This window comes from Paenibacillus sp. FSL L8-0708 (genome assembly GCF_038009325.1).
Taxonomy (GTDB): domain Bacteria; phylum Bacillota; class Bacilli; order Paenibacillales; family Paenibacillaceae; genus Paenibacillus_AQ; species Paenibacillus_AQ odorifer.
The window spans coordinates 6830553-6844970 of sequence record NZ_JBBPBC010000001.1; the positions used below are offsets into that span (position 1 = coordinate 6830553).

9 protein-coding genes are annotated in these 14418 nt (G+C 43.2%); all 9 read right to left on the minus strand.

All coding sequences use genetic code 11. The annotated features are described in order from the left end of the window. Positions 1–72: 72 nt before the first annotated feature. The gene (locus NYE58_RS32130; protein WP_076185472.1) at positions 73–402 is read right to left on the minus strand and encodes a four-helix bundle copper-binding protein; all 330 of its coding nucleotides are present in this window, start codon (positions 400–402) and stop codon (positions 73–75) included. A gap of 105 nt (positions 403–507) precedes the next feature. Continuing rightward, the gene (locus NYE58_RS32135) at positions 508–828 is read right to left on the minus strand and encodes a metal-sensitive transcriptional regulator (protein ID WP_341003948.1); all 321 of its coding nucleotides are present in this window, start codon (positions 826–828) and stop codon (positions 508–510) included. Between the two features lie 74 nt (positions 829–902). Beyond that, positions 903–1910, minus strand: a complete 1008-nt coding sequence (locus tag NYE58_RS32140) for a cation diffusion facilitator family transporter (protein ID WP_076277160.1) — start codon at positions 1908–1910, stop codon at positions 903–905. A 233-nt stretch (positions 1911–2143) separates the two neighbouring features. Beyond that, positions 2144–8950 (minus strand): S-layer homology domain-containing protein, encoded by a 6807-nt coding sequence (locus tag NYE58_RS32145; RefSeq protein ID WP_341003949.1) that lies wholly within the window; start codon positions 8948–8950, stop codon positions 2144–2146. A gap of 301 nt (positions 8951–9251) precedes the next feature. Continuing rightward, entirely contained in the window at positions 9252–9968 is a 717-nt protein-coding gene (gene deoD / locus NYE58_RS32150; protein ID WP_036681380.1) for a purine-nucleoside phosphorylase, read from the minus strand. 116 nt (positions 9969–10084) lie between these two features. Then, positions 10085–10906, minus strand: coding sequence for a methyl-accepting chemotaxis protein (locus NYE58_RS32155; protein ID WP_341003950.1), 822 nt, complete (start codon positions 10904–10906; stop codon positions 10085–10087). Positions 10907–11172: 266 nt separating this feature from the next. After that, entirely contained in the window at positions 11173–12702 is a 1530-nt protein-coding gene (gene ahpF, locus NYE58_RS32160; protein ID WP_076277814.1) for an alkyl hydroperoxide reductase subunit F, read from the minus strand. 14 nt (positions 12703–12716) lie between these two features. Beyond that, on the minus strand, positions 12717–13280 hold the full coding sequence (ahpC, locus tag NYE58_RS32165) for an alkyl hydroperoxide reductase subunit C (protein WP_036681373.1): 564 nt from the start codon (positions 13278–13280) through the stop codon (positions 12717–12719). A 249-nt stretch (positions 13281–13529) separates the two neighbouring features. Beyond that, positions 13530–14408, minus strand: a complete 879-nt coding sequence (locus NYE58_RS32170) for an aminoglycoside phosphotransferase family protein (RefSeq protein WP_341003952.1) — start codon at positions 14406–14408, stop codon at positions 13530–13532. Between the last annotated feature and the right edge of the window lie 10 nt (positions 14409–14418).

The following is a 14418-nucleotide window of genomic DNA, read 5'->3' on the forward strand; positions in this document are numbered from 1 at the left end:
TGCCCTTAGATTTGGCTTCCTATTCATGAATAAAGGGCTGCCGCAGCAGCCCCTTCAGTTTCAAGCTTTAAATTACGCCGCCATTTCACGGCAAACTTTTGCACAAGCAAAACAAGCTTCTGCACATTGCTGGCAATGTTCATGATCATGCTTTTGGCATTCGTTGCCGCAGGCTTCACAAGCTTCTGCACAAGCTAAACAAATCTCTTTTGCATATTTACTGTTCATCGACATGGCATGAGCTGCAAACTCGCATATATCTGCACATTCACGATCCAGGCGAATGCACTCCTTCATCATCCCCACATGATCCTCATCCAAACAAGCAGAGTAACAGTGATTGCAAGCTATCATACATTTTAAACACTCTTCGATACACTCTTTGTAGTTTTGATGTGCCATAACACATTCTCCTCTCAAATCATAGATTAGGATAGTCCCCTACTCTATATATACCCAATTTGAGCAAATAAAAAAGGATTCCGGGGAATCCTTCCGATTGATCAATTATCTAATTAATTTATTGATGGTAACTAATAGTTCATCCAGTACCTCGTTCTCACCTTCCTGGATACGTTCCACTACACAACTTTTCATATGATGCTCCAGCAAAAGCTTGCCCACGCCGTTCAATGCAGATTGGACCGAGGAGATTTGATGCAGCACATCATCACAATAGGTGTCTTTTTCAATTAACCCTTTTAGCCCTCTAACCTGACCTTCAATTCTATTGAGCCGGCTAATCAAATTCTTTTTAGTTTTATCTGAGTGATGACTTTTCCGCTCATCCGTACTGCATGAATCATGCTCGTGAGTCAGATTATCCATGCACCGATCACCCCTTTCCTCGTATTTTTATTATACTATAGCCCCCCTATTCTATTCAAAAAATAAATCATTGATTAGATTTTCAATTCTTCATGAACTATAGCGAAAGTTTCAACCTGAATGGTTGTATGTTGAATTTTGAAATGATCGGCAATTAACCGAATAGCTTGCTGCAAAATGTGTTGCCCATCTGCTTCCTCTTCAATTAAGATATGACAGCTGAGTGAATCTAAACCCGAAGTAATGGTCCAGATATGCAGGTCATGAACATTTCTAACCCCCTCAATGCTTTCGAGGATTTCCTTTACTTCAGCTGGATTAATTGTAATCGGGGTGCCTTCCATAAGGACGTGAACGGTATGTTTGATAATTCCCCATGCCCCTCTAAGAATCAATAGAGCAACCAGTACGCTTATGATTGGATCAGCAACATACCAGCCAAAAATCATCATGATTAAACCGGCAATAATTGCCCCTACTGAACCTAAAGCATCACCAAGCACATGGAGATAAGCACTACGGAGATTAATGTTATTTTTTACATCCCCTTTTCTCATAAGCGACCATGCACTAGCCACATTGGCTAAAAGACCAATACTTGCGATCAGCATCATAGATCCGCTGGCAACTGTCGGCGGCTCAAAAAACCGCCCATAAGCTTCTACAATAATAAATCCAGCAACTACAAATAAAGTAACTCCGTTTAAGAGTGCCGCCAAAATTTCAAATCGATGAAAACCATACGTTTTGTTCGGAGAAGCAGGTTTAGTTGCAAACCAGACCGCTACTAGGCTTAATGCTAGAGAGCTTGCATCGTTTAGCATATGCCCACTGTCCGATAACAGGGCTAAGCTGTTAGTAATCAACCCACCAAAAAACTCCAAAAACATAATTCCAACCGTAATGATCAACGCAATCAAAAGCCCTTTTTTATTTCCACTAGGATCAAAATGTTGATGCCCGTGAGAGCCATGGGAGTGACTGTGTCCTTCATGAGCGTGGTCGTGGTTACTGTGATCGTGATTGGACCGTTGCCCGTGTACATTTTCGACCTGATGATTGCGTTTGTTCTTCTTGTTCATCATGCTTAACCTCCTATTACCTTCAGCTAGATAGTATTCGTAGCCCTGCGCAGTTACATTCAAAAGCTCCAGTTAATAATAACATATGAGCATGTGTTCATATGTTATTATTGACTGGATTTTTCTTCTTGTCAATAAAAAAGCAACAAATGATTGTCTCTGACCTAATAAAATAAAGAGGACCCTCCGCAGCTCTTCCTGCATGAAGGATCCTCTCGAATCAGAACCGTGTATTAGATCAAATCTGATTGTTGCAGCAATCTTTGGATGATAGCCGCAACTTCTGCTCTCGTAATGAAGGCTTGTGGGGCAAGTACATTTCCGCTTCTGCCCGTGATGATTCCTGCTTGCAGGCTGTCTGCGATGCCACTCTTCGCCCAGTCTGATGCTTCATTCGCATCCGTGTAAATGCTCAGCAGCTCGCTTGCTTCTTTGGCAGGAAGATTTGTCTTCAAATCGGTAATCACCATAGCTTTAGCAATAATACTCATCGCCTGTTCCCGAGTAATCTTGTCTGTTGGATGGAACGTTCCATCTTCAAAACCGTTGATTAGCTTATAGGAGTAAGCTGTCTGCACAGCATCATTATACCAATCTGAGACCTTTACATCCGTAAAGGATGTTGTCCCGCTTTCCAACTTCAATCCCAATCCACGTACGATAATCGCCGCAAATTCTGCACGTGTAATCTCCAGATTAGGGTTAAACAAATCGTCGCCGACTCCATTAATAACCTTACGGGAAGCCATCTCATTGACAATGTCCTTAGCCCAGTGGGTGGCGACATCCTTGAAGTTCTGTGGATCTTGAACTACAAAATACGTACTGTTCGTTAAACTGTGTATTTTCGCAAAGTGTTTGCCATCAATGGCAACAATCTGTGTGGGTACATGGCGGAACGTCCCCCCCGCTTCAAGCACTAGCCCAGTCGTGGTCTTCTTAAGGTCTACACCATCTGCAAGAGGAATAGTTCTTTCCACATAAGTGTTAAACTTAGTGAGCTCAACAGTATTTCCAGCGTAAGTAACCTTCACCGTGAAATCTAATGGCTGAGCTACCAACGTTAGCTTTTCATTGGCTGCCAACATTTCTATTTTTTTCAGTACATCCGCAGCCGGAACAGAAATTGAAATTTGCACCTTCACATCTTGTAGAGCAATGTCTGAGCCAAACTGTTTTGAAATTGCACTGATATCAATCTGTGCTGCTGATATTGTATAAGTACCTTTTGGAGTACGAATGATTAGCAGCGCCTGCTTCTGCTCCATATCTTTGATGATTTGGCCATTAAGCTCGCCAATAATCACATCTGAAGTCGCAGTCACAGGGATAGTTATAATTGCATTCTGGTCTTCCTTTTCGATACGTTGCTCTATTTTTGCCTGATCTACAACAATCGTGGTAACCGTCTGCCCGTTATACTCAGATATCGTTGCTGTTCCGGCATTTTCAACCTTACCGTTCACCAATACCTCAACCATGCTGCTAGATGGTGTAGCTGTAGCTGTAGTAGTGGATCCTGCTGTTGCAGTTGGTGCAGTTGTTGAAGGTGGTGCAGTCGGTGTTGATGTCGGTGATTCTGTTGGTGTTGGTGTTGGCGGTGTAGGTGTAACCTCAACCTCCGTTGATGACTTCGGTGTCACGGAGTTCGAAACTTCAGAAGCTACACTACTACCAGCGCTATTAATCGCTTTAACTGTAAACGAATAAGTGGTTCCATTCGCTAGACCAGTTACCTTTATTGGACTTGTTGCCCCAACCGTTACGATATTACCCGGAGAAGCAGTTACCTCATAATTCGTAATTGGAGTTCCCCCGTTCGAATCAGGAACTGCAAATGTCACAGTCACCTCGCCATCTCCCGCTACCGCTATTAAGTCCGTAGGTGCAGATGGTGATGTTCTTGGTTTCGTGCTGACTTCGTTAGAAGCTGCACTCTCCCCGCCCGGATTAGATGCCTTAACTACGAAATAATAAGATTGGCCATTAGTTAACCCTGTCACATCATAGTTGTAGACAGATTCGCTTACTGTAGCCACTTGGGTCTCATAGATTCCGGAAGCGATACCTTGATATATAGTGTATCCAATCGCACCCTTCACCGGATCCCATGTTAAGCCGATGAGGCCATTACTTGCCACAGGTGAATGAAGTATTGGCGCGCCCGGCGCTGGAACCTGAGGCGTTCTAGTTACTTCATTGGAAGCCGCACTGATACCATCAGGATTAACAGCTTTAACAATAAAATAATAAGCAGTTCCATTAATTAATCCTACAGCATCGTAACTGTTCTCAGAGCCACTTATAGTAGCTACCTCAGCTCCATAAACACCTGAAGCTGTAGACTGATATACAGCGTAACTATCGGTACCATATACGGGACTCCAAGTAATTCGAATATGTCCGTTCCCTGCTGTTACAGACTCAATACTTGGCGCAGCAAGTTCAGGCCAGGTAAGGTCAATAACTGCACTAGTGATCTCTGTAAGACCTGTCGCATCAAATGCCAGTTGCGCTCCGGTGATTCCAGTGGCATTCGTAGCTCCCAGATCCGTAAAGGAAATGACACCCGCTACTGCCGTCAACGTCACATTCCCCGTCAACGTCCAGCTTCCTGCATCCTTCTTCGACACAGTAACAACCGTACTGTTGTCGCCAAGGTTTACATTCCCAAACTGATCCAGCAAAGTAATTACTGGTTGCTGCGCGAAGCTGCCGCCGTTAGCCTGCGGCGCACTTACGCCCGTAGTCAGCTTCATTGTCGCTGTGCTACCTGCGACAGGTGCAATGTTCAGCGCCGTTGCCGCTGGCGTGGCTATGCCTGCTTGGCTGAACACAACCACTTGCGCGCCAGCTTTGTTCAGCTTCAGGTTCACCTGTGCTACACCCTCAACGAAATCAACGTTGATCTTGCTCGGTGAAGCTGCCAAAGCGGTGATTCCTAAGCTTCCGTACGTTCCGTCCGGCGCAACATCATAACCCGTTACCGTCACTTCTTTTGTTCCCGTGAACGTTGTATCCGTATCGCCCAGTGAATTCTTCACGGTCAGCGTAATCCCATTATCTACACCTACGACAGGTGTTAAAGTCGCCGCTGAGGCGGTGATGCTTTGCGCTCCCTGTGGCTGTGGAAGATTCACGGTAGCGCTAGTGTTCTGTGGAAGACCTGTCGCATCAAATGCCAGTTGCGCTCCGGTGATTCCAGCTGCATTCGTAGCTCCCAGATCCGTAAAGGAAATGACACCCGCTACTGCCGTCAATGTCGTATTCCCCGTCAACGTCCAGCTTCCAGTGTCCTTCTTCGACACAGTAACAACCGTACTGTTGTCGACAATGTTTACATTCCCAAACTGATCCAGCAAAGTAATTACTGGCTGCTGCGCGAAGCTGCCGCCATTGGCCTGCGGAGCACTTACGCCTGTGGTCAGCTTCATTGTCGCTGTGCTACCTGCGACAGGTGCAATGTTCAGCGCTGTTGCTGCTGGCGTGGCTACGCCTGCTTGGCTGAACACAACCGATTGCGCGCCAGCTTTGTTCAGCTTCAGATCCACCTGAGCTACACCCGCAACGAAATCAACGTTGATCTTGCTTGGTGAAGCCGCCAAAGCGGTGATTCCTAAGCTTCCGTACGTACCGTCCGGCGCAACACCATAACCCGTTACCGTCACTTCTTTCGTTCCCGTGAACGTTGTATCTGTATTACCCAGCGAATTTTTCACAGTCAGCGTAATGCCATTATCTACACCTACGACAGGCGTCAAGGTCGCTGCTGAGGCGGTGATGCTTTGTGCTCCCTGTGGCTGTGGAAGATTCAACGCTACACTAGTGACCTGTGGAAGTCCTGTCGCATCAAATGCCAGTTGCGCTCCGGTGATTCCAGCTGCATTCGTAGCTCCCAGATCCGTAAAGGAAATGAAGCCCGCTAATGCCGTCAACGTCGTATTCCCCGTCAACGTCCAGCTTCCTGTGTCCTTCTTCGACACAGTAACAACCGTACTGTTGTCGCCAAGGTTTACATTCCCAAACTGATCCAGCAGCGTTATCACTGGCTGCTGCGCGAAGCTGCCGCCATTGACCTGCGGGGCACTTACGCCCGTAGTCAGCTTCATTGTCGCTGTGCTACCTGCGACAGGTGCAATGTTCAGCGCCGTTGCTGCTGGCGTGGCTACGCCTGCTTGGCTGAACACAACCGCTTGCGCGCCAGCTTTGTTCAGCTTCAGATCCACCTGTGCTACACCCTCAACGAAATCAACGTTGATCTTGCTCGGTGAAGCTACCAAAGCGGTGATTCCTAAGCTTCCGTACGTTCCGTCCGGCGCAACATCATAACCCGCTACCGTCACTTCTTTCGTTCCGGTGAACGTTGCATCCGTATCGCCCAGCGAATTTTTCACGGTCAGCGTAATGCCATTATCTACACCTACGACAGGTGTTAACGTCGCCGCTGAGGCGGTGATGCTTTGCGCTCCCTGTGGTTGTGGAAGATTCACGGTAGCGCTAGTGTTCTGTGGAAGACCTGTCGCATCAAATGCCAGTTGCGCTCCGGTGATTCCAGCTGCATTCGTAGCTCCCAGATCCGTAAAGGAAATGACACCCGCTACTGCCGTCAACATCGTATTCCCCGTCAACGTCCAGCTTCCAGTGTCCTTCTTCGACACAGTAACAACCGTACTGTTGTCGCCAAAGTTTACATTCCCAAACTGATCCAGCAGCGTTATCACTGGCTGCTGCGCGAAGCTACCACCATTGGTCTGCGGGGCACTTACGCCCGTGGTCAGCTTCATTGTCGCCGTGCTACCTGCGACAGGTGTAATGTTCAGCGCTGTTGCCGCTGGCGAAGTTACGCCTGCTTGGCTAAACACAACAGCCTGTGCTCCCGCTTTATTCAGCTTAAGGTTCACCTGTGCTACACCCGCAACGAAATTAACGTTGATCTTGTTCGGTGAAGCTGCCAAAGCAGTGCTTCCTAAGCTTCCGTACGTTCCGTCCGGCGCAACACCATAACCCGTTACCGTCACTTCTTTTGTTCCGGTGAACGTTGTATCCGTATTGCCCAGCGAATTTTTCACGGTCAGCGTAATCCCATTATCTACACCTACGACAGGTGTCAACGTCGCCGCTGAGGCGGTGATGCTATATGCAAGAGTAGGTCCTAGGTTCAGGGTCATTTTAGTGAAATAATCCCCCACGACCTTAAAATTAGTACCATCGTAAATAATGCCATTAAGATTAGAGGTAAGCTCTGATGTTTCCTGAGTCCACGTGGATCCGTCTGCCGAAGAGAATAACTCCCCCTTCAATCCAACAGCCAGAAAACTTCCATTACCAAAGCTGATATTATTTAGTGCGCTAGCTGATATTGTAACCTTCGTAAAAGTTACCAAATCTTCTGTGGTTAGAATTACTGCCTGCTGGCTAAGTGTATCTTCTCCAACCAGAATATAAGCTCTACCATCATAGGCAATTCCCTTTAAAGAAGTATTGGGGAACCCAATCTCTAAGGGCACATTCCACTGTATTCCATCTGATGATTTTGCGATAACAACGCTCTCTTGCTCATAAGTAGTACTATTGTATTTCATCCCAAGAGCTACAAATTGATTATTCAAGTAAACTACTGTATTAAATGCAAAATCCCCATTTTTAAATTTCTCTGTCCATGAGGTTCCGTTAACTGAAGAATAAATTCCGCCATAATCGGAAACAGCAACGTACTGATTTGTGCCAAAAGCAACGCCAGTCAGATTGTCCTGCACTCCGGTATCTGTCATAGTCCAAGTATCACCGTTGGTCGAGGTCACCACTTTGGCGTTAAAATTGTAGTTTTCTTTATCTGTAACCGCAATAAACTTCCCTGCTCCATAAGTGACCGCATTCATTCCCGGCAGCTTGGAGGGTGTGACATCGTTCCATACTGCGGAGCTATTAGATTTGTAAATAGAGCCATATTCCCCGGATGAGACGGCAACATAATTGCCATTACCATCCTTAGCAATACTTTTCAGATTACCGCTGACATTACTCCACGCCGATAGGTCAGAAGAAACCAGTAAGCCGCTGCCCCCTGAGGCAACATATTTGCCATTTCCGTAAACCATATTGTTCACCATCATTGTTGTATGGGAATCCGAAGATGTCCACTGGGTGCTGTCCAGCGGAGCCGCAGAAGATTTATAAATAACACCCTGCCCAAACAACAAATAGCTCCCATTTAAAGAACCTCCCCCATAAAATTGCTTGTTATCCCATGAGGCATCAACGGTCCAATTAGCACCGTCTGTAGAGGTGAATACTTTTTTAGCATACGGAGTCACGATATAACTAAAGAAACGATTATTTAAATAGATTACATTCGTAACATAAGGCCAACTAGAGTTATAGTGGTTGATCACAAGATCGGTTAAGGTGACCGTTGTCCAATTGATCAGATTCGTTGAGGTATAATAGACAGCATTGTTAGCAGAGACCACATATTTGTTGTTGCCATAAGCAATATCCGTTAAGCTTTGCATTCCGAATATTGCATTGGTAGAAGTGATTCCTGTGTCTGTCCAGTTAATGCCATCCGAGGATTGTAGTAGAGTTACATCATAAGAAGGTGGATTGGTGCCAGGTTTATATACTGACTGCCATACAAAGAACTTTTCATTGACCGCTTTCAACCTTTCCGGTGTGATAGCTAACGTTTTTTTTGTCCAATTTTCACCATCGAGTGAATTGTATACTGCCTTTTCGCTACCATCAATAGCTAAGAACAGCCCATTAGCGAACACAATAGAAGTTAGTTTGGGGTTCCCCGCCTTTTTTGAGATAGACCAATCTACACCATTTGATGATGTAGATATCCCTCCTTGGCCCACCGCTACAAAAACATTGTTACCAAATGCAACACTGCTCAAATTTCCAGCTGATGTGGAGCTTTGATCTATGATATTGCTATTGCTGGGTGCTGCATAAATTACTGCAGGCATAAACAGAGAACTGACGATAGAGAATACTAAACTTATTGCTAATAAAAGATTGCCACTCCGCTTAATCACAATTTTCCCCCTTTGGCATTACACCAAAATATAAATACTTCCACCATATGGAGATTAGATGTCTTTTCTAAGATTTGTAGCCATTTGGTTTGATTTTTATATCGGTATAATCCGAGAGAATTATTACGAATTTAACATTAAATTTTGATTAAAAACAACAATAATTTACACGCTTCACCTATCCGTTTCCACAACCTTACAAATGAGAAAAAAACCTATCAAATATCAGGACTTAATCCTGAATTTAATAGGCTTTCAAGCTTTTTCTCGTAGAACTTTTTAAGCTGCTTAATCTTTTTTATTAAATAGAAATCGCTGCTTCTAAAGCTACTTCCATCATGCCGTTGAAAGAATTTTGTCTTTCTTCTGCCGTGGTTACAGCATGAGTAACTAACGAATCGGAAATGGTAAGAATACATGCAGCTTGTTTACCTAACACTTTCGCATTATGGAACAACGCATAACTCTCCATTTCTACACAAACACAGCCATGTTCATTGTAAAATTCATTAACTCCAGGCACATTGTCTTCATGATAGAATACATCGCTGGAATGAATTCTCGCCGTCAGAACTGGCTTGTTAATACGTGTAGCCGCTGCTTCAATGACTTCGTTCAATTCTTTACTTGGCAGCTGGATATCTCCTTCTACACCGCTTTGCACATAGGCATATGTAGATTCACTCCACGCGCTATCCGCCAACACCACGTCAAATAAATTCAATTTATCAGTATATGCTCCAGCACTACCGATACGAATGATGTTTTCCACACCATAGTTTTTGTATAGTTCATAAGAATAAATACCGATACTTGGCATTCCCATTCCCGAACCCATTACCGAAACCTCTTTGCCTTTATAAGTTCCTGTATATCCAAACATATTACGTACCGTATTAAATTGGGTTGGGTTCTCCAAATAGGTTTCTGCAATATACTTCGCTCTCAAAGGATCTCCTGGCATTAATACTGTTTTGGCGATTTCACCATTTTGTGCTGCATTGTGCGGCGTTGACATAATTTATTCCTCCTATGTTGATTACTCATTACTATCTTACTATACCATTCATGATTTTAAATATACGTTTAAAATTTTCTTTTATTGCGACAAAAATACTGCTACTGAATCTCTTTTTATAATTTATTAGCAAACTCATTAAGTTTTTGGGACATTATCTTTATTTCCTCAATAAATGTAGAAGTATGCTGAACAGATGCCGCCTGTTCTTGCCCGATAGCTGCTATCTTCTCTATCGAATTAGCCATTTGATTCGTAATTCCCTTAATCTGTAACATGGTTTTATTTATGTTTTGCGTCGAGGCGACGGTTTCCCTTGAAAATTTCCGGATTTCCTTGGCTACGACTTCAAAACTTCTACCTTTCTCACCTGCATGCGCTGCTTCTATTGCAGCATTCAGCCCAAGTAAATTCGTTTGATCAGCAACCCTGTTTATAATGGATAGGACTTCTGTTGTATTCTCCACATCTTTTCCAGCCTGCTGAGATTGAATGAGTAGTTCCTGAGAGTGATCCGAAAGTGAACTTACGCCATAGGAAATATTATTAATTTGCTCATTGGCTTGGGATAATGATTCCGAGATTTGTTCTACAATGGCTTTTAATTCACTTTGTCTTCGAATCTGAACTGCAATCCCGCCAATGACTTGTCCCGTTTGATCGTGAAGAGGTGTTGCTGTACCTGTAAACTCAAATCCATAAAAGTGGGCTGGAACATCGGACTTCAAGGTACGATTCTCTTGTATCGCTAAGTAAAGTGGTTCTTCTTTGTGTAAAGGTTGTCCTTCGTTAATGTTTAAATTTATAGTGTCGCCAGGAAAATAAGCAACGAACCGTTCCAAATCACATATCGCTATTGATAAATCAGAGGGGATAGATAATTTTATAATTGGTATAAGTGAGATAAATTTGTCTAAAGATTCAATGTTGTTAATCACAGAAATATAGTCTCCATTCCAGCAAAACGTTATTTATAGCGCACCAAGTCTAACCAGATTATGCCTTGCAGACATGCATTTAATCTAAATCCTTAATTTTGCTTAATTCATATTTTAGATATGTATTCGCGAAAATCTTCATAAAATCCTCCAAAAAAGTTTACAAACACCCATTTCTCTCTCACAAAAGACGAATAACATAAAAAAAGCCCCCACTTTGTGAAAAGTGAGGGCTTTCGTTCTCTTGCTGTTACTAATAATATCGATTAGTTACGGATCAGATAATCAAATGCTCCTAGCGCTGCAGTTGCACCGGATCCCATCGAGATAATGATTTGTTTATAAGCACTATTAGTGCAGTCACCAGCAGCGAATACTCCTGGTAAGCTAGTAGCACCATGGCTATCTACAACAATCTCACCTACGCGAGTACGTTCAACTGTGTCACCTAGCCATTCTGTATTTGGAACCAGACCAATCTGTACAAATACACCCTGCAATTCAACATGGTGAGTCTCTTCTGTCGCACGATCAACATAAGAAATACCATTTACCTTATCAGTTCCGGTAATCTCTTTAGTTTGCACGTTTTTAAGAACAGTAACGTTAGGAAGGCTATAGAGACGATCTTGCAGTACAGCATCAGCTTTGAGCTCTGGAGCAAATTCCAGAACCGTTACATGCTTCACTATACCTGCAAGGTCAATAGCTGCCTCAATACCTGAGTTACCGCCGCCAACAACTGCAACATCTTTGCCTGCAAACAAAGGACCATCACAGTGTGGGCAGTAGGCTACACCTTTGTTCTTGAATTCAGCTTCACCAGGCACGCCCATATTCCGCCAACGAGCACCTGTAGACAGAATGACCGTCTTACTCTTTAGAACAGCACCGTTCTCGAGTTCAACTTCAATTAAGTCATTTTTGTCTAGACGTCTGACACGCTGCAATTTCATCACATCAATGCCATACTCTTTTACTTGCTCTTCAAGTTTAGCTACGAGTTGAGGACCTTCAGTGTACTTCACACTAATAAAGTTCTCGATACCAAGCGTGTCGTTAACCTGTCCGCCAAAGCGTTCAGCAACAATACCTGTACGAATACCTTTACGTGCCGCATAAATGGCTGCACTTGCACCAGCTGGGCCGCTGCCGACAACAAGCACATCATATGGAGCTTTATTGTCAAACTCAGATGCGTCCACACTGCTGCCCATTTTAGCTAAAATTTCTTCAACCGTCATACGACCACTTTCGAAAAATTCACCATTAAGGTAGACGCTTGGAACAGACATAATTTCTTTGCTTTCTACCTCTTCTTTGAATACTCCACCGTCAATCATCGTATGGGTAATGCCCGGATTAAAGATACTCATAAGATTCAGTGCTTGTACAACATCAGGGCAATTATGACAGCTCAGGCTAACATAAGTTTCAAACTTATATTCACCACTAATGCCTTTGATCTGATCAATTACACTTTGCTCAACCTTAGGAGCTCTTCCGCTAACCTGCAACAGAGCCAATACTAATGAAGTAAATTCGTGTCCAAGCGGAGTTCCGGCAAAGGTTACGCCCGTATCTTCACCCACACGATTTACACTAAAGCTTGGGGTTCTAGACAGTTCGGTTCTTTCCACCGTAATCCTAGGTGACATTTTGGCAATTTCATCAACTAGTTCGGTCATCTCTTGTGATGCCTCGTCAGCGCCTGCACTGAGTTTCAGTACTACATCGCCTTCCAAGAGTTCAAGGTATTGCGCTAGTTGAGCTTTTATTTCTTGATCTAGTTTCATTTAGCTTTCGCTCCTTAAATCTTACCTACAAGATCGAGACTTGGTTTAAGAGTTTCTGCACCTTCCGACCATTTCGCTGGGCAAACTTCACCTGGATGATTGCGTACATATTGCGCTGCTTTAATTTTGTTAACAAGAGCGCTAGCATCGCGACCGATACCACCAGCATTAATCTCAACAGTTTGAATAACACCGTCTGGATCAATGATGAATGTACCACGATCTGCAAGACCGTCAGCTTCGATCAATACATCAAAGTTGCGGGAAACCACATGGGAAGGATCGCCGATCATAATGTACTTCACCTTGCCAATTGCTGCGGAGCTTTCATGCCATGCTTTATGTGTAAAGTGTGTGTCAGTAGAAACGGAATATACTTCAACACCTAGTTGTTTGAGGGTTTCATATTGGTTCTGCAAATCTTCTAGTTCAGTTGGGCATACGAATGTGAAGTCAGCTGGGTAAAAGCAAACTACACTCCATTTACCTTTGAAGTTTTCTTCTGTAACATCGATAAATTTCCCATCTTGAAATGCGCTTGCTTTGAATGGTAGTACTTCTGTTCCGATTAATGACATATTGTTTAATCTCCTTTGGGTTTAATTTATGAATAGAGTGGATACTATTTATAATTATTATAATTAACCAAATTAAGGCCTGTCAAGTTATTTATAATAATTCTAATATGATAATCGTTGTCAGTCGCTAAATGTTCATACAAATTCCTTTCTTTCGGATTTAAATACAACACTTTATCATCTGACTGATGCTCATTCGTGCTTATTGACTATTATGGTTTAGTTTACATGTTTTATGTAGTTCAATTTCTACAATTCGATGTCTTCTACTATTAGATTGATAATATTCAAGGATTCTTCCGCTACTGTTGGATTAGAATATCGATTTCCATTATAGGTGATCAGTGCTTTCCATAAAGCCCACCCTCTTGCTCTATTCCACGTTTGTGCATCCATGTTTAATACCTTTTTAAAGATTCTTCTACTAGCCTCATCAAAAAAAGTCCACGCCATTGCAGCATCACAAGCAGGATCACCCACCCCTAATATGCCAAAATCAATGACTGCACAAAGCTGTCCGTCTTTGACTAATATATTTCCAGGTGCGACATCACCATGAACCCAAACTGGTTCTGACTCCCATTCAGAGTCTAATGCCAGTTTCCAGATCTTTTTCAATAGACCTTCATTAAAAATATCTTTATTATGCTCAATCGCATTTCTAGATTCCTCATCATATACAGCTAAGGACCCACCTCTATAAAAATTATGCTCTCCGGCTAAAGGTCCCCCACTAGCATCAATAGACTGTAATTCAATTAAAAAGCTTCCCAAGTCTCTCGCAAATTGATTGAGATCATTAATGTTCTCATGGGATAAAGTCTCTCCCTCTAGCCAATTATTAATAGACCAAGGCCAGGGATATTCTTTGGTAGGTGTCCCTTTCGCTAATGGTGTTGAAATAGGTAACGTAAGTCCTTTCTTTAAAAAAGGTAACCATTTTTGTTCTTTCTCCACTTGAGGAACATAAGCGGCTGCACTTGGTAATCGCACACTCATCTGTTCACCTAAATGAAAAGTCCGATTATCATGCCCACTGAATTTTACAGGCCTGATCTCTAAATCGGACCATTCAGGAAATTGTTCATTTATTAATCTTGCTACTAAATCGACGTCTATAGTATGCATAAATATCTCC

Excerpts from the sequence above, each read along its gene's own strand:
- NYE58_RS32130 (WP_076185472.1), bottom strand. The coding sequence starts at position 402 with ATGGCACATCAAAACTACAAAGAGTGTATCGAAGAGTGTTTAAAATGT.
- NYE58_RS32135 (WP_341003948.1), bottom strand. The coding sequence starts at position 828 with ATGGATAATCTGACTCACGAGCATGATTCATGCAGTACGGATGAGCGG.
- NYE58_RS32140 (WP_076277160.1), bottom strand. The coding sequence starts at position 1,910 with ATGAACAAGAAGAACAAACGCAATCATCAGGTCGAAAATGTACACGGG.
- deoD (WP_036681380.1), bottom strand. The coding sequence starts at position 9,968 with ATGTCAACGCCGCACAATGCAGCACAAAATGGTGAAATCGCCAAAACA.
- ahpF (WP_076277814.1), bottom strand. The coding sequence starts at position 12,702 with ATGAAACTAGATCAAGAAATAAAAGCTCAACTAGCGCAATACCTTGAA.
- ahpC (WP_036681373.1), bottom strand. The coding sequence starts at position 13,280 with ATGTCATTAATCGGAACAGAAGTACTACCATTCAAAGCAAGCGCATTT.
- NYE58_RS32170 (WP_341003952.1), bottom strand. The coding sequence starts at position 14,408 with ATGCATACTATAGACGTCGATTTAGTAGCAAGATTAATAAATGAACAA.